This window comes from Streptomyces sp. NPDC005393, from assembly GCF_040606675.1.
Classification (GTDB): domain Bacteria; phylum Actinomycetota; class Actinomycetes; order Streptomycetales; family Streptomycetaceae; genus Streptomyces.
The window spans coordinates 1-21,911 of sequence record NZ_JBEXFG010000015.1 but is presented as its reverse complement, the minus strand read 5'-3'; the positions used below and the strand labels follow the sequence as shown (position 1 = coordinate 21,911).

At 72.4% G+C, this 21,911-nt stretch carries 18 protein-coding genes; 9 read left to right on the top strand and 9 right to left on the bottom strand.

The window, feature by feature from the left end:
• Positions 1 to 323: 323 nt before the first annotated feature.
• Together ABZS71_RS15375 and ABZS71_RS15370 are read right to left on the bottom strand one after the other, a co-directional pair.
• On the bottom strand, positions 324 to 1,676 hold the full coding sequence (locus ABZS71_RS15375; RefSeq protein WP_356210311.1) for a tetratricopeptide repeat protein: 1,353 nt from the start codon (positions 1,674 to 1,676) through the stop codon (positions 324 to 326).
• Positions 1,677 to 1,798: 122 nt separating this feature from the next.
• Complete coding sequence (locus tag ABZS71_RS15370; RefSeq protein ID WP_356210308.1) at positions 1,799 to 3,313, bottom strand: DUF4331 domain-containing protein; 1,515 nt, start codon at positions 3,311 to 3,313, stop codon at positions 1,799 to 1,801.
• Between the two features lie 223 nt (positions 3,314 to 3,536).
• Here ABZS71_RS15370 and ABZS71_RS15365 point away from each other — a divergent pair, with 223 nt between their 5' ends.
• Positions 3,537 to 3,800: a hypothetical protein gene (locus tag ABZS71_RS15365; protein ID WP_356210305.1), complete on the top strand. Its 264-nt coding sequence runs from the start codon at positions 3,537 to 3,539 to the stop codon at positions 3,798 to 3,800.
• A gap of 214 nt (positions 3,801 to 4,014) precedes the next feature.
• On the opposite strand, the gene ABZS71_RS15360 is transcribed toward ABZS71_RS15365, so the two are convergent.
• The 3 genes from ABZS71_RS15360 to hmgA form a co-directional block, all read right to left on the bottom strand.
• Positions 4,015 to 5,232, bottom strand: coding sequence for a type ISP restriction/modification enzyme (locus ABZS71_RS15360; protein WP_355844402.1), 1,218 nt, complete (start codon positions 5,230 to 5,232; stop codon positions 4,015 to 4,017).
• Between the two features lie 224 nt (positions 5,233 to 5,456).
• Positions 5,457 to 6,206 (bottom strand): GntR family transcriptional regulator, encoded by a 750-nt coding sequence (locus ABZS71_RS15355; protein WP_356210302.1) that lies wholly within the window; start codon positions 6,204 to 6,206, stop codon positions 5,457 to 5,459.
• Positions 6,207 to 6,262: 56 nt separating this feature from the next.
• The gene (hmgA, locus tag ABZS71_RS15350) at positions 6,263 to 7,600 is read right to left on the bottom strand and encodes a homogentisate 1,2-dioxygenase (RefSeq protein WP_355844396.1); all 1,338 of its coding nucleotides are present in this window, start codon (positions 7,598 to 7,600) and stop codon (positions 6,263 to 6,265) included.
• 65 nt (positions 7,601 to 7,665) lie between these two features.
• Here hmgA and ABZS71_RS15345 point away from each other — a divergent pair, with 65 nt between their 5' ends.
• The 5 genes from ABZS71_RS15345 to ABZS71_RS15325 all read left to right on the top strand — a co-directional run bounded on the left by ABZS71_RS15345 (position 7,666) and on the right by ABZS71_RS15325 (position 14,142).
• Positions 7,666 to 8,307, top strand: coding sequence for a TetR/AcrR family transcriptional regulator (locus ABZS71_RS15345; RefSeq protein ID WP_356210299.1), 642 nt, complete (start codon positions 7,666 to 7,668; stop codon positions 8,305 to 8,307).
• A 359-nt stretch (positions 8,308 to 8,666) separates the two neighbouring features.
• Positions 8,667 to 10,913 (top strand): molybdopterin oxidoreductase family protein, encoded by a 2,247-nt coding sequence (locus tag ABZS71_RS15340; protein WP_356210296.1) that lies wholly within the window; start codon positions 8,667 to 8,669, stop codon positions 10,911 to 10,913.
• An 18-nt stretch (positions 10,914 to 10,931) separates the two neighbouring features.
• On the top strand, positions 10,932 to 11,186 hold the full coding sequence (locus ABZS71_RS15335) for a hypothetical protein (RefSeq protein WP_356210293.1): 255 nt from the start codon (positions 10,932 to 10,934) through the stop codon (positions 11,184 to 11,186).
• A 171-nt stretch (positions 11,187 to 11,357) separates the two neighbouring features.
• Positions 11,358 to 12,776 (top strand): aldehyde dehydrogenase family protein, encoded by a 1,419-nt coding sequence (locus ABZS71_RS15330; RefSeq protein WP_356210290.1) that lies wholly within the window; start codon positions 11,358 to 11,360, stop codon positions 12,774 to 12,776.
• Between the two features lie 283 nt (positions 12,777 to 13,059).
• The gene (locus tag ABZS71_RS15325) at positions 13,060 to 14,142 is read left to right on the top strand and encodes a Zn-dependent alcohol dehydrogenase (protein ID WP_356210287.1); all 1,083 of its coding nucleotides are present in this window, start codon (positions 13,060 to 13,062) and stop codon (positions 14,140 to 14,142) included.
• A gap of 6 nt (positions 14,143 to 14,148) precedes the next feature.
• Here the strand turns inward: ABZS71_RS15325 and ABZS71_RS15320 are convergent, their stop codons facing one another.
• Positions 14,149 to 14,673: a DUF402 domain-containing protein gene (locus ABZS71_RS15320; RefSeq protein ID WP_355844381.1), complete on the bottom strand. Its 525-nt coding sequence runs from the start codon at positions 14,671 to 14,673 to the stop codon at positions 14,149 to 14,151.
• A gap of 29 nt (positions 14,674 to 14,702) precedes the next feature.
• On the bottom strand, positions 14,703 to 15,347 hold the full coding sequence (locus ABZS71_RS15315) for a TetR/AcrR family transcriptional regulator C-terminal domain-containing protein (protein WP_356210284.1): 645 nt from the start codon (positions 15,345 to 15,347) through the stop codon (positions 14,703 to 14,705).
• A 59-nt stretch (positions 15,348 to 15,406) separates the two neighbouring features.
• Here ABZS71_RS15315 and ABZS71_RS15310 point away from each other — a divergent pair, with 59 nt between their 5' ends.
• Both ABZS71_RS15310 and ABZS71_RS15305 read left to right on the top strand, forming a co-directional pair.
• Positions 15,407 to 16,558, top strand: coding sequence for an acyl-CoA dehydrogenase family protein (locus ABZS71_RS15310; RefSeq protein WP_356210281.1), 1,152 nt, complete (start codon positions 15,407 to 15,409; stop codon positions 16,556 to 16,558).
• A 50-nt stretch (positions 16,559 to 16,608) separates the two neighbouring features.
• Positions 16,609 to 17,259 carry a TetR/AcrR family transcriptional regulator gene (locus ABZS71_RS15305; protein WP_355844372.1) on the top strand — a complete coding sequence of 217 codons (651 nt, stop codon included), beginning with the start codon at positions 16,609 to 16,611 and terminating at the stop codon, positions 17,257 to 17,259.
• A 43-nt stretch (positions 17,260 to 17,302) separates the two neighbouring features.
• On the opposite strand, the gene ABZS71_RS15300 is transcribed toward ABZS71_RS15305, so the two are convergent.
• Positions 17,303 to 17,764 carry a MaoC family dehydratase gene (locus ABZS71_RS15300; RefSeq protein ID WP_355844369.1) on the bottom strand — a complete coding sequence of 154 codons (462 nt, stop codon included), beginning with the start codon at positions 17,762 to 17,764 and terminating at the stop codon, positions 17,303 to 17,305.
• Positions 17,765 to 18,077: 313 nt separating this feature from the next.
• Positions 18,078 to 18,689, bottom strand: coding sequence for a hypothetical protein (locus ABZS71_RS15295; RefSeq protein WP_355844367.1), 612 nt, complete (start codon positions 18,687 to 18,689; stop codon positions 18,078 to 18,080).
• A 187-nt stretch (positions 18,690 to 18,876) separates the two neighbouring features.
• Between ABZS71_RS15295 and ABZS71_RS15290 the strand changes: the two genes are divergently transcribed.
• Entirely contained in the window at positions 18,877 to 21,747 is a 2,871-nt protein-coding gene (locus tag ABZS71_RS15290; RefSeq protein WP_356210278.1) for a penicillin acylase family protein, read from the top strand.
• The last annotated feature ends 164 nt before the right edge of the window (positions 21,748 to 21,911 follow it).

Genomic DNA, 21,911 nt, shown 5'->3' with positions numbered 1-21,911 from the left:
GAGGCCGGAGTCCCGGCTTCCGGGCGTCGCGTGGTGCGGCCCGCCGCCGGGTGGGGGCACCTCTTGTTTTTTCGCTTGACCTAGTAGTTGCGCCAGATCAAGCGTTTTTTCCGAGGCACCCCTCCCGGGCGCCGGACGAAAGCCGCACCCGGGGGAGCACCGTGCCGTCCGACGGAGCGTCCCCGCACGCCACCTCAGGCAGGACGAGAGCCGCACCCGGCGGAGCCGCGACGGGCCCGGGGCCCGACCCCGCACGCACCATCCACAGCAACCACCTGCACACCCGCACTCGACCCCGTACGTGAATCCGCAGAGCGCCCGGCTCACCGCTGACCACCCAACCCCTTCAGCGCCGCCTTCGCGGCGCGCGCGGCGGTCGGGGAGAAGCCGGGGTTGAGGCCGAGCGCCGCCGTGAGATGGCGGCGGGCGGACGCGGAGTCGCCGAGGGACTTCTCGATGACGCCCCGGTGGTAGAGGAACGCCGCGTTGCGATAGCCCGGCTCGGCGGCGCGCTTGGCATAGGCCAGGGCCCTCTTGTCGTCACCATTGCGGTGCAGGGCCCAGGCCAGGGCGTCCGCGGTGTGCACGGTCTCGCGGCGGTCCCACTCGGCGCGGGCCGCCTTGAGCGCCTCCTTGACGTCGCCGTGGTCGGCCGCGACCAACGCGCTGTCGAGGTCGGTGGCCACGCCGTTGGCCCGCGCGAGCGTGATCCAGGTGTCGACCACGGCGTACTGCTGGCGCGCCTTGGCGCGGTCGCCCCGCGCCTCGTACGCCTCGCCCAGCGCCGAGAGCTCCGCGGGCAGCGGATAACGCCGTACGACCTCCTCCAGATCGCGGATGCCCGCGTCGAGCCGGCCGGTCGCGGCGGAGGTGCGGCCGCGGCCCTCCAGCGCCGGGAGGTAACCGGGGACGGCCCGCAGGGCATCGGCGTACGCGGCGCGCGCGGTGCCGTACTCGCCCTGGCCCCAGGCGAGCTGTCCGAGCGCCGTGGAGACATAGGCGATATCGCTGGGCGAGGTCGCGGAGTCCTTGGCGCGCAGCAGCACCCGGCGCGCCCCGGCCGGATCGCCGCGCAGTTCGAGGACGTAGGCGAGGCGGGTGAAGACGGGGATGCCGGGGCGGAGCGCGTCGGCCTTCCGGGCGGCGGTGTACGCGTCCTTGTAGCGGCCGAGTTCGACGAGGGCGTCGACGCGGACGGCCAGCGCCCCCTGGCTGTAGGAGTTCACCTTCAGGGCCTTGTCCGCGTCGCGCAGCGCGCCCCGGAAGTCATGGCGCGCGGCGGCGAGCGAGGCGCGCCCGGCGAGGGCCGTGTCGTTGTCGCGCGGCTGGACGGACAGGGAGCGGGTGAACGCCTTCTCCGCCTGCGGATAGCGGGTGGGGTCGCCCGTGCCGCGGGCCTGTTCGACATAGGCCGAGCCGAGCCCGGCCCAGCCCGTCGCGTCCTTCGGCTCGGCGCGCAGATGCCTCTGCACGGTGCTGATCTGCTGGGCGAGCCCGTCGGCGGTGAACTGCTCGAGCCGCGCGGCGGCGGGCCGCACGGCACGGGCGGTGTCCTGGCGGCCGCCGGTCCCGTCCGACGCGTCGACCACGATCGAGGCGGCGGTCAGCCCCACCGCGAGCGCGAACACGACGGCCGCGGTCTTGGCCGTGTGGGGGAGGGGTGGCCGTAGAGCCATGGTGACAGCTGCCTTTCGCCGGGACACGAGGGGACGGGGACGGGAGGGGAGAAAGGGGCACGGCCGCCGCGCGGGATCTGCGGGGGCCGCGCCCCAGGGGAGGGGCCGGTGGCACCCAGGGGTCAGTGCCGGCGCACGCGGGGAGCCCTGCGGCGCGACCGCATCCACAGGAACCCGAGGCCCAGCAGCAGCACGGCCCCGCCACCGGCCGCCGCGGACCCGGCGAGCAGCATGTTGTCGTCGGAGGAGGAGCCGATGCCCGAACCGCCGTTCAGCAGTGACTGTCCGGCGCTCTTCGCGGCGATGGTGGCGTCCGAACCGGAGTTGGGCACCGCGAGATACGGGAAGGAGCCGCCAAACTTCTGGTCGTTCGCGTCCACCGCGTCGCCCAGATCGTTCTTCTTGCCGAGCAGTTCGCCCTCCACGGCCTGCAGCGAGATGTCGAGGACGTCGTCGGTCAGCCGCCGGCCGTTGGGGAATCCGGCGTTGTCGCCGTCAAGGACGCCGAGCCGCTTGGGGCCGGCGGTCGGCGGGATGGAGGTGTTGAGCCGGAGCTCCTCGGCGGGGCGGACGTTCGGCGGCTGGTTGAGCTTGGGCACCCCGGTGAGGAAGACCTGGACCAGATCGTCGCGCGGGGTGGCCGGTGCCTTGATCTTGTAGATCTGCTCGACCAGCCGGGCCAGCTCCGGATCCTGGACGAACGGCAGGAACTGCGCGTCGTCCCACGGGGACGAGGCGTTGAACTTGTCCTTGTTCTTGCGCGGGATGACCACCTCGTTGACCAGCGGGCTGCCGAGCCGGGAGACCTGGGCCCAGTCGCCGTTCGCGGTCTTGCGGTGGGTGGTGGACCACAGGCCGACGACCGGCTGGTCCTTGGACTCGGTCAGCGACGACGTCGGCACCTGGAGGGCCAGGGACTGGACGTTGTAGCCCTTGAGGCTGTCCTGCCCGACCTCGGACATGTCCCCGCCGTACAGCAGGTCGAAGACCCTCAGATCGAGGAAGAACGGATCGTCGGCCTGGCCGGCGAAGGCCGTCGAACCGCCGCTGTACCCGATCTTCCGCACCGCCTGGTCGCGGAGCGTCTGGTACTTGGGCATCGACGCCTTGCCGACATTCGACGGGGCGACCGGGAGGTTGTGGCCGAGCGTGGCCCTGGCGACGGCCTTCTGGTGCCTCAGCTTGATGACTTCGAGGTCATAGGTCTGGGTGAAGTTGAGATCCGGGTCGTCGAGTGAGGTGACCGGGCCGGTGTTGTAGAGGAACGTGTCCCCGTTCTTCAAGTGGTCCTTGAAGGTCCACCGGAAGAGCACATCGCCCTGCCCGTCACCGTCGTTGTCGACATGCAGGTCGTAGCGGGCGTCGTTGGCGAACTTGTAGAAGTTCGGCCCACCCGCCGGGTCCTCGAACGGCAGCATGTTGACGACCATGGTGGTCGTGTTCGGCTTGTCGGGGCTGACGAACGCGTAGACGTCCGTTGTGTCGTACTGCGGCTGACCGGAGATCAGCGGCGCCTCGCGGTGGGAGGACGCTTGAGCCGTCTCCGGCTGCAACACGGCCACGCCGGCGGCCGTGAGCCCGCCCGCGGCCAGTGCACAGCTGACCAGCGCGGCCAAGCTCCTGGTGATTGCGGTCATCCTGTCGGTCCTTCGCACGCTTGTCGGAAGCATTCCTTCAAGCAGCTATTCGGGGCCGGTGGGAGGATGGATTGGTCCGTCCGGCAATTTGTCCGCGGGTGATAGGTCCCGTCAACACCCTTGACGCGGTGGTGAATCGGTAACCTGGGATGCGTGGGTGACGGCTCGGGGAGGTAGGGTTACTCTGCCCGGGGCGGGTGCCCTCGTACGGGTGGGGAGTGTCATGGAGCAGATAACAGTACGCAGCAGGCCACGAGTGCCTGCCATCAATTGCGGGAGCGCCGCGTCCAGCGCGCGCCTCGAACGCCATCTCGCGGTGATGGGCGGCCCTGCCGTCCCCCAGCGGGAGGCCGAGGGCGCGGCAGTGCTGATGCAGGAGCTGACCGCGCGCGATCACACGCGCTCGAAGAACAGCCGAGGCGCGCGGGTGTCGCTGTTCGCGCCGCTGCGCCGGTTGCGTCGCTCGCTGTTCGGCAGCCACGGCTGATCCGACCGGCCCCTACGAGGTGTCGTCCGCATCCCGGGCGGACACGGGAACATCCGGCCCGCTCCAGCCGGTTGTCTCCGTGCTGTGATCCACGCCACGCCGCTGTGGTCCCGGGATGGCGGCGAAGGACGGACGCTCCGGCTCACCGCCAGACGTAGCAGCGACCAGCCGGCCGATGCCCTGAGCGTCGGTCGGCACACAGGTCGTACGGGCGTCAGAGCAGGGCGAACTGGCCCTCCGGGCCCTCCTCGTGATGGTCCAGCACCGACGCCGGGCGCCGGGCCGCCCCCGGCACCGGAAGCACTCCCGCCGCGCCTAGCTCCGCCGCGTCGATCCCGGGCCCGCCCGCCAGCCCGTCGGTGAGCGCCCGCTGCTCCGGGCGGAGCTCGGCGAGCAGCGCCAGCACGGTGATCAGCTCCAGCAGCTCTGATGTCCACGCGGACGGCCAGCCCGCCGGGCCGAGCGCCTCCAGCGTGCCGGGCTCGCCCAGGGCCGTACGGCGCTCGAACCATGTCTCCAGCACTCGCACCCCGCCCGCGTGGAACTCCCACGCGGTCCGCGGTACGGGGGAGATCCGGCCCTCGCCGAGGAGCAGGGCCGCTTCGTCCGGGTCATAGCCGAGGGAATCCGGCAGCCCGCGCGCCGGGAGCGCGGCACGTACGTAGGGGCGCTGGCCGCCCGGCATACGCGGGCGCTCACCACTGTGCGCCCCGCGCGTATGCAGCCACAGCGCACGGCGGCCCAGCGCCACGCCCGCCTCCCACGTCTCGGGGTCGGTGGTGAGGGGGACGGCGCAGGGGTGCCTCCGCGCCACGGCGGCGGTCCAGGCGAGAAAGTCCTCGGCGGTGACGGGGCGGCCGAGCCGCGTGGTGAGGTGATCGAGCAGACCGGGCGCGAGATTGGGTTCCTGCCCGCCGGGGCGGCGGTAGAGCGGCCGGATACGGCCGGGACGGCCGGCGGGGGAGTGGCCGTCCGGCAGCAGCGCGGAGAAGGTGAGCACCGGATCGGGATCCGGTCCGGCCGCCTCGACGACATGGATCTGCCGGTCGTCGGCCACCCGCCACAGCTCCGGGCGGGCGGCGTCGATCAGCCGGTGATCCGGTATCAGCCACTGCTGGTCGAACGGCCCGTGCGCGACCCGTACCGGCGCGGGACACGGCCCGTCCGCACGCGCCAGCCGTGCGGTGGAGGTTGCCTGGCCGGGCAGCTGCGGTACGGAGGTGTGCAGCGTACGGGCGCGGCTCGGCCGGAACAGCGCCGCGCGCCCGGCCTCGTCCTCGGCCCCGACCAGCCGCTCCCAGCGCGCGGCCAGCGACGCGGCGTCCGGCCCCATGACCCACGCCCGCCCGAGCCGCAGCGGCCCCACGGACCACGGCATCAGGTCCCCCAGCAGCGGTGCGTCGCGTTCTCCCACGCCCGGAATGGTATCCATGGCCGGCTCCGGCCCCGGGGCGGTGCGACGTCCCGCTGACCGCCGGCCCCCGCCGCGGCGGACATGTCCTCCCGCCCCGACGGCGGCACGCGAAACGGCGTGGCCCGGCGGTGCCGGGCGGGGCGCGGCCACGCGAGCATCGCCGCCCCCGCGACGCCGCGGGCGTCAGCGCGCCCCGGCCCGCCGGCAACGCATCCCGGGGCGAACCACTCGGCCGACGGCGGTCACTCGGCGTCGAGGGTCACCGTGAACGAGAAGCGGTCGCCCCGGTAGTGGATGCGGGCCACGTCCACCACCCGCCCGCTCTCGTCGTACGTCACCCCCGTGTAGTGCAGGATCGGGCTGAGCAGCGGGACCTGGAGGAGGCGGGCCGTCTCCGGGTCCGCGAGGCGCGCCTCGACCGTGTCCGTGATCCGGCTGATCCGGACCCCCACCGTGTCCCTCAGCACCTTCGTCATCGGCCAGCGCGCGAGGTCGGCGAGGTCGATGCGGTCGGCCAGCTCGGGGCGGACGAGGTTCTCCGCCCAGTTGGTCGGCTCGCCGCTGTGGCCGTCGCGGCGCAGCCGGCGGTAGGCGGCCGCCTCGTCCAGCCCGGGGAAGTACTCCGCCAGCTCCGCCGGCACCGGCGCCCGGCCGTGGTCCAGCACGGTCGTCCGCTCCCCGGACTGCTGGGCCACGATCGCGTCCACCGACCCCAGCAGCCGCACCGGCGAGCCGCGCCGCGCGCTCGGCTCGATGAAGGTGCCGCGCCGCCGGTGGCGGCTGATCAGCCCCTCCGACTCCAGCTCCTTGAGCGCCTGCCGCATGGTGAGCACGCTGACGCCGTAGTGCTCGGCGAGCCGGTCCTCGGTCGGCAGCCGCAGCGGGTCATGCGGGCCTCGGCCGAGTATCGAGGCGCGCAGCGACTGCGAGACCTGGTACCACAGCGGCAGCTTGCGGTTCAGGGCGAGCGAGTCGGGGGCGAAGGTCGTCACGGCACGGGTCTCCGGTCACGGCACGGCACGGGTCACGGTCACGGTCACAGCCGGCGTCACGGACGGAAGTGGCGCTCCAGACCCTGCCATACGTCGTCGTAGCCCCCCTGGAGGTGGTGCGCCTCCAGCGCCTGCCGGGTGGTCGTGACCGGCCAGCGCGTCTCGAACATGAAGGCCAGCCCGTCGTCCACCTTGCGCGGCGTCAGCTCGGCGGAGCTGGCCCGTTCGAAGGTCTCCTGGTCGGGGCCGTGCGCCGACATCATGTTGTGCAGCGAGCCGCCGCCGGGCACGAAGCCGCCCGTGCCCCCGGTCTTCGCGTCGTACGCGCCCTCGATCAGCCCCATGAACTCGCTCATGACATTGCGGTGGAAGTACGGCGGACGGAAGGTGTCCTCGCCGACCAGCCAGCGCGGCGCGAAGACCACGAAGTCGACGCTCGCGAGCCCCCGGGTGTCGGACGGCGAGGTGAGCACCGTGAAGATGGACGGGTCGGGATGGTCATAACTGATGGTGCCGAGCACATTGAAACGGCGTAGGTCGTATACGTACGGGACGTGGTTGCCGTGCCAGGCGACGACGTCCAGCGGGGAGTGGTCGTACGTCGCGGACCACAGATTGCCGCAGAACTTGTTGATCACCTCCACCGGGCGCTCGACGTCCTCGTAGGCGGCGACGGGGGCGAGGAAGTCACGGGCGTTGGCCAGCCCGTTGGCGCCGATCGGGCCGAGGTCGGGGAGGACGAAGGGGCGGCCGTAGTTCTCGCAGACATAGCCGCGCGCGGTGGGGTCGAGCAGCTCGACCCGGAACCGCACGCCGCGCGGGATGAGCGCCATATGGCCCGGCTCGGCAGGCAGCAGCCCGAACTCGGTGCGCAGCAGCAGCCCGCCCCGCTCGGGGAGAATCAGCAGCTCGCCGTCCGCGTCGCCGAACACCCGGTCGGTCATGGGCGCGTTGGCGGCGTAGAGATGGATGGCCATACCGGTGCGCTGGGTGGTGTCGCCGTTGCCGCCGAGGGTCCACAGACCGGACAGGAAGTCGGTGCCGGCGGGGGGCTCCGGCAGCGGGTCCCAGCGCAGCCGGTTGGGGTTCGGCACGGTCTCGGTGAAGGGTGCGCCGCGCAGCGCGCCGTTGTCGGTCCGTACGAACGGCGGATGCGCGGCGGAGGGGCGGATGCGGTAGAGCCAGGAGCGGCGGTTGTGGGCGCGCGGCTCGGTGAAGGCGGTGCCGCTCAGCTGCTCCGCGTACAGCCCGAGCGGGGCGCGCTGGGGTGAGTTGCGCCCGATGGGCAGCGCGCCGGGAACGGCCTCGCTGCTGTGCTCATTGCCGAACCCGGAGGCGTGGACCAGCCCTTCGGCCGTCTTACGCGCTTGCTCGATCCCTGTGCCGTCGCCCATCGCACGCCTTCCGCCGCTCACCCATTCCTATGTCAGACGATAGGAATCGAAGACAGGGTGCGTCAATGATCGGGCAGGATGGTGGCGTGCCCCTACCCCCCCTCCGCCGCCATCCGGTCCAACGCCGTAGCGCCGAACGCCTCGGCCGGATCCTCGACGCCTGCGCCGAGCTGCTCGACGAGATCAGCTATGAACAACTGAGCACCCGCGCGGTGGCCGAGCGCGCCCAGGTCCCCATCGGCTCGGTCTACCGCTTCTTCTCCAACAAGCGGGCGATGGCCGAGGCCCTGGCCCACCGCAATCTCGACGAGTACGCCGCGCGGATCACCCGGCGGCTCGCCGAGTCCGGTCCGGACGCCGGCTGGCGGGAGGCGATGGACGTCGTCGTCGACGAGTATCTGGCGATGAAGCGCGGGGCGCCGGGGTTCGCGCTCATCGAGTTCGGCATGCCGGTCCCGGCGACCGGACTGCCGGACCAGCCCAACCACCTGGTGGCGGACCGGCTGCGGGCCCTGCTCGCCGACCGCCTCGGGGTCGAGGGCGGTGACGAGGCCGACGAGCGGCTGCGGGTCGCCTTCCTGCTCGCGGTCGAGGCGGCGGACGCGCTGCTGCGGCTGGCGTTCCGGGTGGACCCGGCGGGCGATCCGGCGATCGTGGCGGAGACGAAGGAGCTGTTGCGGGCCTATCTGGCGCGGCTGCTGGACTGAGGGGGCGGCGGGTTGTTCCCCGCCCCGCCCCGCCCCTCCCCGGCCTGGTCGGGGGCTGGGGCGCCCCGGGCCCCAGCCTGCGTCCTCGTCCCTGATCTCAGACACCCTTCGGGTGTGTCCTCAAGCGCCGGACGGGCTGTATTTCGCCCGGACGAGCCGCAAGCCCGTCCGGCGCCTGGGGCCGGGGCCGGAGGGTTGCCCCCGGTGCGGCGGAGTCGCGTATCGACAGCGGCCGGGCCGGGCCGGGCCGGGCCGGGACAGGGCGGTCTGCCGCAGCCGTTCCCCGACATGCGTACCAGTCGGTATGGTGAGTCGCGCGCCACCGTCGCCGTCGTCGTCGCCGTTCCCCGGAGGGACCGATGAGCCGTACCGCCCTGCGTATCTGCCCGCTGTGCGAGGCCACCTGTGGGCTCACCCTGACCGTCGAGGAGGGCAGGGTGACCCGGGCGCGCGGCGATCGCGAGGACGTCTTCAGCCGGGGCTTCATCTGCCCCAAGGGCGCGTCGTTCGGTGAGCTCGACGCGGACCCGGACCGGCTGCGGCGACCGCTCGTACGCCGTGACGGGCGGCTTCAGGAAGCCGGCTGGGACGAGGCGTTCGCGGCCGTCGAGGCGGGGCTCGGGCCGCTGCTGCGGGAGCACGGACCGCAGGCCGTGGGGGTCGTGCTCGGCAATCCCAATGTGCACACCGTGGCCGGCGGGCTCTATCCGCAGGTGCTGCTCGGCGCGCTGCGCACCCGCAATGTCTTCACCGCCAGCACCCTCGACCAGATGCCCAAGCACGTCTCCAGCGGACTGCTGTACGGCGACGCGAACGCGATCCCGGTGCCCGATCTGGACCGTACGGACCATCTGCTGATGCTCGGGGCCAACCCGCTGGACTCCAACGGCAGCCTGTGCACCGCCCCCGACTTCCCGGGCCGGCTGCGGGCGCTGCGGCGGCGCGGCGGGCGGCTGGTGGTGATCGATCCGCGGCGCACCCGTACGGCGAAGCTGGCCGACCGCCATGTGGCGATCCGGCCCGGCACCGACGCCCTGCTGCTCTTCGCCATGGCGCATGTGCTGTTCGCCGAGGATCTGGTCGCCCTGGGCCCGCTCGCCGAGCATCTCAGCGGAGTGGAGGAGGTCCGGCGGCTGGCCGCCGACTTCCCGCCCGAGGCGGTGGCCGGGGCGTGCGATGTGCCGGCCGAGGAGATCCGTACCCTCGCCCGGGAGCTGGCCGCGGCGGCGAGGGGTGTGGTGTACGGGCGGATCGGCTCCACCACCGTCGAGTTCGGCACGCTCACCAGCTGGCTGGTCGATGTGGTCAACGCGCTCATCGGGCAGCTGGACCGGCCCGGCGGCGCGATGTTCCCCCTGGCCGCGACGGCCCGGCGGGAGGGCCCGGCGCGGCCCGGGAAGGGGTTCGCGCTCGGCCGCTGGCACAGCAGGGTCAGCGGCCATCCCGAGGCGAAGGGCGAACTGCCCACGGTCGCGCTCGCGGAGGAGATCGAGACGCCGGGGGAGGGGAAGATCCGGGCGCTGCTGGCGCTCGCGGGCAACCCCGTGCTCTCCGCGCCGGATGGCGACCGCCTCGACGCGGCGCTGGCCGGGCTCGACTTCATGGTCAGCGTCGATCCGTATCTCAACGAGACCTCGCGCCACGCCCATGTCGTCCTGCCGCCGCCCCCGCCCAGCCAGAGCCCGCACTTCGACTACGCCTTCAACAGCCTCGCCGTCCGCAATCAGGTGCGCTACACCCGCGCCGCCGTTCCGCTCGACGCCGACCGGATGAGCGAGACCGACATCCTGGCGCGGCTGGTGCTGTGCGTGAGTGGCCAGGGCGGGGCCGATCCGGCGGCCGTGGACGCGATGGTGATCGACGCGACCCTCGGCAAGGCGGTCGCCGACCCGCACTCGCCGGTGTACGGGTGCGAGAGCGCCGAGCCGGCCGCGCGGCTGACCGGGCTGACCGGCGCCGAGCGGCGGCTGGATATGATGCTGCGGCTCGGCCCGTACGGCGACGGATTCGGCGCCGACCCCGACGGGCTGAGCCTGGAGAAGGTGCTCGCCCATCCGCACGGCATCGACCTCGGACCGCTGCGACCGCGCATCCCCGGTCTGCTGAAGACCCGCAGCGGCACGGTCGAGCTGTGCCCGGAACCCATCGCCGCCGACGTCGGCCGGCTGCGCCGCGCGCTGGGCGACCGGCCCGCGGGGCTCGTACTCGTCGGCCGCCGCCATCTGCGCTCCAACAACAGCTGGATGCACAACGTCCCGGCGCTGATGGGCGGCAGCAACCGCTGCACGCTCCAGGTCCACCCCGAGGACGCCGCCCGGCTGGGCCTGACCGACGGCGGCCTCGCGCGGGTCACCGGCGACGGCGGGGAGCTGCAGGTGCCGGTCGAGGTGACGGACGCGGTACGGACCGGGGTAGTGAGCCTTCCGCACGGCTGGGGCCATGGCCGTCCCGGCACCCGGCTGTCGGTGGCCGAGGCCGATCCCGGGGTCAACGTCAATCAGCTCATCGACGGCTCGCGGCTCGATCCGCTGTCGGGGACGGCTGTGCTCAACGGCTGCCCGGTGCGGGTGACCGCTCTTGAGCTCTCCGCCGCCCAACCGGATTGACCTGGGGTTTTGCGCTTATTGCTCTCGCGTCAAGACACGACGAGCAGGCTCGTCGGCCCCGGCGCCGGGGCCAAGGGCGGCAAGGGCGTCCGCTTCGGCAAGGCCGGGCGGACCACCGGCGCCGGCGGCGGCACCGACGCGGAGTCGGCCACCGGCGGCCCGGCGGCGGACGCCGCCGACGGTGCGGACGGCGACGACGACGAGTTCAAGGGGTGGGCGGCGCTCACCTCGCTGGTGGTGCCGGCCGCGGGGCTCGCGTTGGGCATCATCTGACCCGTGAAGCCACCGCGGGCTCCTACGGCGGCGGTCGCCGATGTCTCAGCCTCGAAGACCAACAGGACAGGGCCTACGTGACCCAGGGCACGCCACACCCCCTGGCAGGCTAAAACTACCGGCGCTAGTTTGTATCCCGCCAGGAAAACGGCTGCCGACGCGGGAGGCGCGATGCAGGCCCATGACGGGATGTACATCGACGGAGCGTGGCGGCCGTCCGCCGGCTCCGACACCATCGAGGTCGTGAACCCGGCCGACGAACGGGTCATCGGCGCCGTACCGGCCGGCACCGCCGAGGACGTGGACGCCGCCGTACGCGCCGCCCGCGCGGCCTTCCCCGGCTGGGCCGCCGTCCCGCCCGCCGAACGCGCCGCCCGGCTGGCCGCGCTGCGCGACGCGCTGGCCGCCCGCCGCGACGAGATCGCCGAAACCGTCACCGCCGAACTCGGCGCACCGCTCGCCTTCGCCCGCGCCGTCCACGCCGACCTGCCGATCACGGTCGCCGGATCGTACGCGCGGCTCGCGGGCTCGTACGCCTTCGAGGAGAAGGTCGGCAACTCCACCGTGCTCCAGGAGCCGGTGGGCGTCGTCGGCGCCATCACCCCCTGGAACTACCCGCTCCACCAGATCGTCGCCAAGGTGGCACCCGCGCTCGCGGCCGGCTGTACGGTCGTCCTCAAGCCCGCCGAGGACACCCCGCTGGTCGCCCAGCTCTTCGCGGAGGCCGTCCACACAGCGGACCTCCCGGCCGGGGTGTTCAACCTCGTCACCGGCCTCGGCCCGGTCGCGGGCCAGGCCCTGGCCGGACACGAGGACGTCGACCTCGTCTCCTTCACCGGCTCCACGGCCGTCGGCAAGCGGATCGGCGCGGTCGCGGGCGCGGCCGTCAAGCGGGTCGCCCTCGAACTCGGCGGCAAATCCGCCAACGTGATCCTGCCGGGCGCCGATCTGGCCAAGGCCGTCAAGGTCGGCGTCGCCAACGTCTTCGCCAACTCCGGCCAGACGTGCAGCGCCTGGACCCGCATGCTCGTCGACGCCGACCGCTACGAGGAGGCCGTGGCCCTCGCCGCCACCGCCACCAAGAAGTACCTCCCGAGCGACCCCCACGACGAGGGCGGCCGCCTCGGCCCCGTCGTCAACGCCACGCAGCGCGACCGCGTGCGCGGCTATATCGAACGGGGCCTGGAGGAAGGCGCCCGCCTCGTCGCCGGCGGCCCGCAGACCCCCGAGGGCCGCGAAACCGGCTATTACCTCGCGCCGACCGTCCTCGCCGACGTCACTCCCGAGATGACCGTCGCCCAGGAGGAGATCTTCGGCCCGGTCATCTGCCTCATGCGCTACGAGGACGAGGACGACGCGCTCCGCATCGCCAACGGCACGGTCTACGGGCTGGCGGGCGCGGTATGGGCGGCGGACGAGGCGACGGCCGTCGCCTTCGCACGCCGGATGGAGACGGGGCAGGTCGACATCAACGGGGGGCGCTTCAACCCGCTGGCGCCGTTCGGGGGCTACAAGCAGTCGGGAGTGGGACGGGAGCTGGGCGCGCACGGTCTGGCGGAGTATCTCCAGACGAAGTCGCTGCAGTTCTGAGGGTGGGCGGCGATGGGGTGCCCCTGCCCCGCCCTTCGCTGCCGCCCGTGGCAGGGACTCCGCCCCTGGACCCCGCCCCTCGAACGCGCCGGCGAAACCCAGCCCGTCCGACGATTGAGGACACGCCCGAAAGGCGTCCGGGGGCCCGGGGGCGAAGCCGGGTCCGGGCCGGAGCCCCGGTTCCGGGAAGGGGCGGGGTGGGGGCTCCGCCCGCCGCAGGCGCCCGACGCGCCCCACCGATCGCGATAATCCATCCGTTCCGCCAACCCGAGGAGCCACGCCCATGACCCGCGCCGCCGTCCTCCCCGCCATCGGCACCCCACTCCGTCTCGCCGAGATCGATCTGCCCGACCCCGGCCCCGGGCAGGTGCGGGTGCGGCTCGCGGCCGCCGGGGTGTGTCATTCGGATCTGTCACTCTCCAACGGCACGCTCCGCCAGCCCGCCCCCGCCGTCCTCGGGCACGAGGGATCGGGCACGGTGACAGCGGTGGGCGAGGGGGTGACCGGGGTCGCGCCGGGGGATGCCGTCGTGCTCAACTGGGCCCCCTCCTGCGGCGATTGCCACTTCTGCGGGCTCGCTGAACCCTGGCTGTGTGCCAACGCCGGGGGCGCCGCCACCGCCCCGTACGCCAAGCTCCGCTCCGACGGCAGTGAGCTCTACCCCGGGCTCGGCACGGCCGCCTTCGCCGAGGAGACCGTCGTACCGGCGCACGCCGTGCTGCCGCTGCCCGAGGGCGTGCCGCTCACCGACGCCGCCCTGCTCGGCTGCGCGGTGCTCACGGGGTACGGCGCGGTGCACCACTGTGCCCAGGTCCGACCGGGTGAGTCGGTCGCGGTGTTCGGCGTCGGCGGGGTGGGGCTGGCCGTGCTGCAGGCGGCCCGTATCGCGGGTGCGGGCCCGATCGTCGCGGTGGATGTCTCCCCGGCGAAGGAGGAGCTGGCCCGCGCCGCGGGCGCGACCGAGTTCGTGCCGGCCGGCGACGAGACGGCCAAGCGGATCCGCGCCCTCACCGGCGGCCACGGCACGGACGTGGCCATCGAGTGCGTCGGCCGCGCCGAGACCATCCGTACGGCGTGGTCCGCCACCCGGCGCGGGGGCCGGACGGCGGTCGTCGGGATCGGCGGCAAGGAGCAGCAGGTCTCGTTCTCGGCGCTGGAGCTGTTCTACTTCGGCCGTACGCTCTCCGGCTGTGTCTACGGAAACAGCGACCCGGCCCGCGATCTGCCCGTACTCGCCGAGCACATCCGCGCGGGCCGCCTCGATCTGTCGGCCATGGTGACCGAGCGGATCGGCCTGGACGGCATCCCGGCGGCCTTCGACGCGATGCTTCAGGGGAGGGGCGGGCGGGCCCTGGTGGTGTTCTAGGGCGGTCTACGGCCGCTCGCCGTCGCCGTCCACCATGCTCAGCCACCGGCCGTACGCGTCCCCGAACGGCTCGGCCCCGCCGCCCACCGCCTCCAGCAGCCGGCGCCCCGCCGCCTCAGCCTCCGCGATGACCTCCGCCGGGTATCCGTACCGCACCTGGTGCTCGGCGAACTCGTCCTGGTCGACCATCCGCGTCGCGCCGTCCGTCCGCTTGCGTATGACGTCGAGATCGAGGTCCACCATCGTGACCTCGTACGGGGAGACCCACTCGGGCGGGGTGGTGATGTCGCAGTAGATCTCGGTCTCGCGCGGCGGGGCGTTGAAGGCCGCGGTCCACCACGCATCGCGCGGGCAGAGGATCACATGCGCGACATCGAGCGTGACGTCGGGGCCGTGTCCCTTGCGCATCACGGAGTGGGCCGGAAGCCCCAGCCATACGCCGTGGTCGTCCTCGCCGAGCCTGCGCATGCGCAGATTCCAGTGCAGAGTGCCGTCGTACTTGCGGTAGTTGACCGATACAAGCTGTGACATGGGGCGATCCTAGCCTTGAGAAACCGCCGTCACCTGGCCGTTTCCGGGTGCCACAGTGCCAGCCCGTCCACCAGGGCCCGCAACCCCGTCTCGAAGGCGCCCTCGTCCACCCGCTCCTGGTGCTCGGCGAGCAGATGCGCCTGGCCCAGATGCGGATAGTCGGCGGGGTCGTAGGCGCTCGGGTCGTCGACGAAGCCGCGCGCGAAGGAGCCGAGCGCCGAGCCGGCCACGTAGTAGCGCATCAGGGCGCCGATGCGGGTGGCGTGCGCGGGTGGCCAGCCCGCCTTGACCATGCCGCCGAAGACCGCGTCCGCCATCCGCAGCCCGGCCGGGCGGCGGCCGGGCCCCTGGGCGAGGAACGGCACGATGTGCGGATGGGCGGCGAGCGCCGCGCGGTAGGAACGGCCCCACTCCAGCAGCGCCGTGCGCCAGTCCTCGCCGTCCTCGAACATCGATACATCGACCTGGGCGATGACCGTGTCCGCGACGGCGTCGAGGATCTCGTCCTTGGTCGTGAAGTGGTTGTAGAGCGACGGCCCGCTGACCCCGAGCTCGGCGGCCAGGCGTCGGGTGGAGAGCGCCGTGAGCCCCTCGGAGTCCACCAGCCCGAGGGCGGCCGCGACGATGCGCTCGCGGCTGAGCAGGGGCTTGCGGGGGCGGGCCATGCGGCACATAGTAGAGCTCCGCATTAAAACTAGCAGTGGTAGTTAACTCTCCTCATGGAAGGTGTCCCATGGATCTCGAGCTCACCGAGGAGCAGACCGCGGTGCGGCGGCTCGCCAGGGACTTCGTCGACCGCGAGGTCACCCCGTACGCCGCCGAGTGGGACCGTACGGAGCGGGTGGACCGGGGCGTCGTCCGCAAGCTCGGCGCGCTCGGCTTCCTGGGGCTGACCGTCCCCGAGGAGTACGGCGGCAGCGGCGGCGACCACCTCTCCTATGTCCTGGTCACCGAGGAGCTGGGCCGCGGCGACTCCTCGGTGCGCGGCATCGTCTCCGTCTCGCTCGGCCTGGTCGCCAAGTCGGTGGCCGCCTGGGGGAGCGAGGAGCAGAAGCGGGAGTGGCTGCCGAGGCTGTGCTCGGGCGAGGCGGTGGGCTGCTTCGGGCTGACCGAGCCCGGGACCGGCTCCGACGCCGCGCGGCTGACCACGCGCGCGCAGCGGGACGGCGACAGCTATGTGATCAGCGGCGCCAAGACCTTCATCACCAACGGCACCTGGGCCGATGTGGTGCTGCTCTTCGCCCGCACCGGCCCCGACGAGGGCCACCGGGGCATCAGCGCCTTCCTGGTCCCCGCCGACGCGCCCGGCCTGATCCGCCGCGAGATCCACGGCAAGCTCGGGCTGCGCGGCCAGGCCACCGCCGAGCTGACCCTGGACGGGGTGCGGGTGCCCGCCTCCGCGATGGTCGGCCCCGCGGGCAAGGGATTCTCGGTCGCCATGTCGGCCCTGGCCAAGGGGCGGATGTCGGTCGCGGCCGGCTGCGTCGGCATCGCCCAGGCGGCCTTGGACGCGGCGGTGGCGTACGCGGGGGAGCGCGAGCAGTTCGGCCGGACCATCGCCCACCACCAGCTGGTCCAGGAGCTGATATCCGACATCGCGGTGGACGTGGACGCGGCGCGGCTGCTCACCTGGCGGGTGGCCGACCACATCGACCGCGGACTGCCCTTCGCCACCGAGTCCTCCGTCGCCAAACTCTACGCGAGCGAGGCGGCGGTGCGCTGCGCCAACAACGCCCTCCAGGTCTTCGGCGGATACGGCTACATCGATGAGTACCCGGTCGGCAAACTGCTGCGCGACGCCCGTGTCATGACCCTGTACGAGGGCACCAGCCAGATCCAGAAGCTGCTCATCGGCCGGGCGCTGACCGGAGTCTCGGCCTTCTGACCGCCGGACACCTCTAAGCGCTTGCTCACTCTCCGTGTAGGGTGTGCGCCATGGACGTGGAGCCGAAGCAGACCGAGGGCAGGGCCGAGGTGTGGGGCGACATCACCCCGGACGCGGCCCGGCGGCTGGTGACCGCCGCGGTGCACGCCTTCGCGGAGCGCGGCTACCACGCCACCACCACCCGGGACATCGCGGGCCGCGCCGGGATGAGCCCGGCCGCCCTCTATATCCACTACAAGACCAAGGAAGAGCTGCTCTACCAGATCAGCAAGGTCGGCCACCGGCTCGCCCTGGACATCCTGGAGCGGGCCCGGGACGGCGGCGGCACCCCCGCCGAGCGGCTCGCCGACGCCGTCCGCTCCTTCGTCCGCTGGCACGCCGAGCACCATATGACCGCGCGCGTGGTCCAGTACGAGCTCGGCGCGCTCGCCGAGGAGCACCACGCCGAGGTCATCGCCATCCGCAAGGCGACGGACGACGCGGTGCGCTCGATCATCGAGGACGGGGTGAAGACGGGCGACTTCGACGTCCCGGACGTCCGCGGCGCCACGGTCGCCGTGCTGTCCCTGTGCATCGACGTCGCCCGCTGGTTCAACGTCCAGGGCCGCAGCACCCCCGACGAGGTCGGCGAGCTCTACGCCGGACTGGTGCTGCGCATGGTGGGGGCGGGGCGGAACCGGACCGCGGCGGCGAGCGGTTGACCCACGCGCCGCGCCGCCGCGGCCGCTCCGCCCGGCTGTCCCGTCAGGGGTAGAAGCGGACGACGGACTCCGCCACGCACACCGGCTTGGTGCCGCCCTCCCGCTCCATGGTCACCACCAGCGTCAGCTGCACCCCATCCGTCACCTCCGCCACCTCCGCGATACGGCCCGAGGCCCGCAGCCGGGAGCCCACCGGGACGGGGGAGGGGAAACGGACCTTGTTCACGCCGTAGTTGATGCCCATCCGCACCCCGTCGACCCGCAGCAGCTGCGGGGTGAACGAGGGCAGCAGGGACAGCGTCAGATAGCCATGGGCGATCGTCGTGCCGAAGGGGCCGGCGGCCGCCTTCTCGGCGTCCACATGGATCCACTGATGGTCGCCGGTCGCGTCGGCGAACAGATCGATCCGCTTCTGGTCGACCTCCAGCCAGTCGCTGGGGCCGAGTTCCTCGCCGACCGCGGACCGCAGTTCGTCGGGCGAGGTGAAAATCCTGGGCTCTGCCATGCATGCCTCCTGGGCAACCACTCACTAAGCGCTTGCTCAGCATGCGTGGGAGACCTTACCGCTGTCAACGCACCCCTGATGCGACCCCTGCACGCCGCCGCCCGCCCGGCCGGCTCCCCGCCCTGGCGGGCGGTCGCCGTCGGCGGCCGGGGGCATGGGTGGCGGCCACCGGGGGTGCACTGAGCGGCGCCGTCGACGGCCAGACGTGAGGGGGACGTCGGGCGGTCCGGTGAAAGGTATCGGTGGCGCGCTCGCCTGGCTCCGGGGGCGGGGCCTTGGTGGCGAGCGCGCCCCTGGGGCGGGGCGGCCGGGGTCAGGCGGCCGCGTACCGCCTCTCGAACTGGGCGCGCCTGGACGCCGTCAGGGCCTCGGTGGTCAGCAGCGGAACCGGCACGACGATGCCGCAGTCCCCGCAGACCGGCCCGGCCGCCGGGTAGCGGTCCAGATCCTCGTGCCAGACCAGACGCTCCCGCGCGCAGATGGGGCAGGCCGATCCCGGCCCCGATTCCATCGCCACGATCAGCCGGCGCAGTACCTCCGCGAGCCGGCCGGCGGGATGGGCCGAGGGGCTTTCGCAGGGCATGATGTCGCATCCGCCCCAGGTGTGCAGATGCCAGTCGTCGACGGCGCTCGGCTGGCGGATGCCGAGGTGTTTCTCCTGCCTGCGCCGGGCGGCGAAGTCCGCCTCGTACGCGAGCCACAGGGTGCGGGCCTCCTCGAGCTCCTCCAGTGCCGCGATCAGCCGTAGGGGCTCGGGGTTACGGTCCTCCGGGATGATCCCGGTCCGGGTGCACAGATGGTGCCAGGTCGCCCGGTGCCCGTACGGCGCGAACCGTTCGAGACATTTGCGCAGCGAGCTGCGCCGGGCGGTGACGTGTCTGCGTGGATTGCGAACCTCTCGTGCGAGTGCTCTGAAACCGGCCACTTCATACCACCTCCGCGAGTGCGGACCCGACTCGTTGTGGAATGGACGTAACGCAGTGCGATCCGGATCCATCGGATTCCCGGGAAGTTCTCGGGTAGGCCACATCAATGAGTTGACGCACGCTCATCTTCCGGGTTGGTTGAACCGTGGGTAACCTCCGTCCCGACGGCAACCGGGAGGAGCGGATATGCGACGACGAACCGCCAAGCCCACCAGCACCCGCAAGGCCATCAGATCCCGCAAACCCATCAGAAGCCGCAAGCTCACCAGCACCGTGATCGCGGCGGCCGCCGTGCTGGGGCTCGGCGCGGCCCTCGCGGCGCCGCTTCCCCAACAGGCCAGTGCGGAGCCCGCCGCCGCGGCCGTCACCGACTATTGCCGGGGCCAGTGCGCCGATATCCTCCCGCCGGGCGCGAACGGCAACGCGACGCTGGTGGAGATCCTCGGCAACCGGGCGTTCGGCACCCACCCCGAGCACAGCACCGACCAACTCGGCCCGTACAACAACCTGGCCGGCGGCTATCCGACCCTCACCGATGACAAGCTCACCGGCTTCTTCAACGACTCCTCCTTCGGGGTGCCCGCCGATCAGGTGGCCTCCGTGACCAAGCCGCGCGACGACGTCACGATCACCCGCGACAAGAAGACCGGTGTGCCGCACATCCAGGGCACCACCCGCGAGGGCACCGAGTTCGGCGCCGGCTACGCCGCCGCCCAGGACCGGCTGTGGCTGATGGACCTCTTCCGCCATGTGGGGCGCGGCGAGCTGACTTCCTTCGCCGGCGGCGCCGCCGCCAACCAGGGCCTGGAGCAGGACTTCTTCCGGCAGGCGCCGTACACCGAGCAGGACTACCAGGCGCAGATCGCTTCCATCCTCGCTCACGGCGGCGAGCGCGGTAAGCAGGCGCTGGCCGACGCCCAGTCATATGTCGACGGCATCAACGCCTACGCCAGGAAGGCGAAGGACGGCCGCACCTTCCCCGGCGAGTACGTGCTCACCGGGCATATCGACGCGATCACCAACGCCGGTGAGATCCAGCCCTTCAAGCTCACCGATCTGATAGCCCTCGCCTCCGTCGTCGGCGCCCTCTTCGGCAACGGCGGAGGCGGCGAGGTGGAGGGCGCGCTCTCGCTGCTCGCCGCCCAGCAGAAGTACGGCCTCGCCGAGGGCACCAAGGTGTGGGAGTCCTTCCGGGAGCGCAACGACCCGGAGGCGGTGCTGACCGTGCACGACGGCACTGGCTTCCCGTACGCGGAAAAACCGGCGAACGCCCAGGGCGTGGCCATGCCCGACCCCGGCTCGGTCACCCCCGAACGGCTCGTCTACGACCGCCAGGGCGGCGCCACGACGAAGGCGCGCGCCACGGTCAAGGCGCCCGGCTCCCTCGACAGGCTGCGCGGCATCTACGACGACGGGGTGCTGCCCCGCGATCTGTTCAGCCGCAAGAAGGGCATGTCCAACGCGCTCGTCGTCTCCGGCAAGTACACCGCCGGCGGCCACCCGGTAGCCGTCTTCGGCCCGCAGACCGGCTACTTCGCCCCCCAGCTGCTGATGCTCCAGGAGCTCCAGGGCCCGGGGATCAGCGCACGCGGCGCCTCCTTCGCGGGCGTGGGGATGTACGTCCAGCTCGGGCGCGGCCAGGACTACGCCTGGAGCGCCACCACCTCCGCCCAGGACATCACCGACACCTACGCGGTCGAGCTGTGCTCCCCGGACGGCGGCGCGCCCGGCAAGGACTCCACGTACTACCGCTACCACGGCGACTGCCGGCCCATGGAGAAGCTGGAGCGGCGCAACGCGTGGAAGCCCACCGTCGCCGACTCCACCGCCGCGGGCTCGTACCGGATGCAGGTTCACCGCACCGCGTACGGACTGGTGACGCATCGCGCGACCGTCGGCGGCAAACCCGTCGCCTACACGTCGCTGCGCGCCACCTACCGCCATGAGGCCGACTCGATCACCGGCTTCCAGATGCTCAACGACCCGGGCTATGTACGGGACGCGAAGTCCTTCCAGAGTGCCGTGCAGAACATCAACTACACCTTCAACTGGTTCTACGCCGACTCCCGGCAGACCGCCTACTACAACAGCGGGCTGAACCCGGCGCGCGCCGCCGGCATCGACGCCTCGCTGCCGGTCAAGGCCGAGACCGCGTACGAGTGGCGGGACTTCGATCCGACGGCCAACACCGCCGCCTACACCCCGCCCGCCGAGCATCCGCAATCCATCGACCAGGACTACTACATCAGCTGGAACAACAAGCTGGCCAAGGACTACAGCGCGGCCGGCTTCGGCAACGGCTCGGTGCACCGCGGCAACCTCCTCGACGACCGGGTACGCGCACTGGTCAGGAAGGGCGGCGTCACCCGCGCCGCGCTCACCCGGGCCATGGCCGAGGCCGCCCTCACCGATCTGCGCGGCGAGGACGTCCTGCCCGAGCTGCTGAAGGTGGTGCGGTCGGGGCCCATCGACGACCCGAAGCTCGCGACCGCGGTGCAGCGGCTGGAGTCCTGGCGGTCGGCGGGCGCGCAGCGCCGTGAGACCAGCCCCGGCTCGCACACCTATGGGCACCCGGACGCCGTACGGATCATGGACGCGTGGTGGCCGCTTCTGGTGGAGGCCGAGTTCAAACCCGGGCTGGGCGACGGTCTCTACGACGCGCTGCGCGTCAATCTGGGGGTCGACGAAGCGCCCTCGGCCGGGCACGGGCCCACCGGCTCGCACGCCGGATCGTCCTTCCAGTACGGCTGGTGGTCCTACGTCGACAAGGATCTGCGGAGCGTCCTCGGCGAGGACGTCAAGGGCCCGCTCGCCCACCGGTACTGCGGCGGCGGCGATCTCGCCGCGTGCCGGGACGCCCTGCTGACGAGCCTTGGGACGGCCGCGGCCAAGACGGCGGCCGAGGTCTACCCCGGCGACGACAACTGCGCGGCGGGCGACCAGTGGTGTGCCGACGCCATCGTCCAACGGCCGGTCGGCGGGCTGACCCACGACAAGATCAGCTGGCAGAACCGGCCCACCTATCAGCAGGTCGTGGAGTTCCCGGCGCACCGCTGAGGCAGCTGAGGCGGGGCCCCGCCGCGTGCGGGGCCCCGCCCCGGGCCCCGCATCGCGGGCGGTCTAGCCCCAACGCCGTGTAGTTAGTGCTGGGTGTTGAGCGTCAAGGGGTGCGGGCGGTCAGGATGTCGATGCTGATGGTGGCTTTGTAGCTGGTTCTGTCG

Excerpts from the sequence above, each read along its gene's own strand:
- ABZS71_RS15300 (WP_355844369.1), bottom strand. The coding sequence starts at position 17,764 with ATGGCAGAGCCCAGGATTTTCACCTCGCCCGACGAACTGCGGTCCGCG.
- hmgA (WP_355844396.1), bottom strand. The coding sequence starts at position 7,600 with ATGGGCGACGGCACAGGGATCGAGCAAGCGCGTAAGACGGCCGAAGGG.
- ABZS71_RS15365 (WP_356210305.1), top strand. The coding sequence starts at position 3,537 with ATGGAGCAGATAACAGTACGCAGCAGGCCACGAGTGCCTGCCATCAAT.
- ABZS71_RS15330 (WP_356210290.1), top strand. The coding sequence starts at position 11,358 with ATGCAGGCCCATGACGGGATGTACATCGACGGAGCGTGGCGGCCGTCC.
- ABZS71_RS15290 (WP_356210278.1), top strand. The coding sequence starts at position 18,877 with ATGCGACGACGAACCGCCAAGCCCACCAGCACCCGCAAGGCCATCAGA.
- ABZS71_RS15320 (WP_355844381.1), bottom strand. The coding sequence starts at position 14,673 with ATGTCACAGCTTGTATCGGTCAACTACCGCAAGTACGACGGCACTCTG.
- ABZS71_RS15340 (WP_356210296.1), top strand. The coding sequence starts at position 8,667 with ATGAGCCGTACCGCCCTGCGTATCTGCCCGCTGTGCGAGGCCACCTGT.
- ABZS71_RS15325 (WP_356210287.1), top strand. The coding sequence starts at position 13,060 with ATGACCCGCGCCGCCGTCCTCCCCGCCATCGGCACCCCACTCCGTCTC.
- ABZS71_RS15345 (WP_356210299.1), top strand. The coding sequence starts at position 7,666 with ATGATCGGGCAGGATGGTGGCGTGCCCCTACCCCCCCTCCGCCGCCAT.
- ABZS71_RS15305 (WP_355844372.1), top strand. The coding sequence starts at position 16,609 with ATGGACGTGGAGCCGAAGCAGACCGAGGGCAGGGCCGAGGTGTGGGGC.
- ABZS71_RS15310 (WP_356210281.1), top strand. The coding sequence starts at position 15,407 with ATGGATCTCGAGCTCACCGAGGAGCAGACCGCGGTGCGGCGGCTCGCC.
- ABZS71_RS15360 (WP_355844402.1), bottom strand. The coding sequence starts at position 5,232 with ATGGATACCATTCCGGGCGTGGGAGAACGCGACGCACCGCTGCTGGGG.
- ABZS71_RS15315 (WP_356210284.1), bottom strand. The coding sequence starts at position 15,347 with ATGTGCCGCATGGCCCGCCCCCGCAAGCCCCTGCTCAGCCGCGAGCGC.
- ABZS71_RS15375 (WP_356210311.1), bottom strand. The coding sequence starts at position 1,676 with ATGGCTCTACGGCCACCCCTCCCCCACACGGCCAAGACCGCGGCCGTC.
- ABZS71_RS15370 (WP_356210308.1), bottom strand. The coding sequence starts at position 3,313 with ATGACCGCAATCACCAGGAGCTTGGCCGCGCTGGTCAGCTGTGCACTG.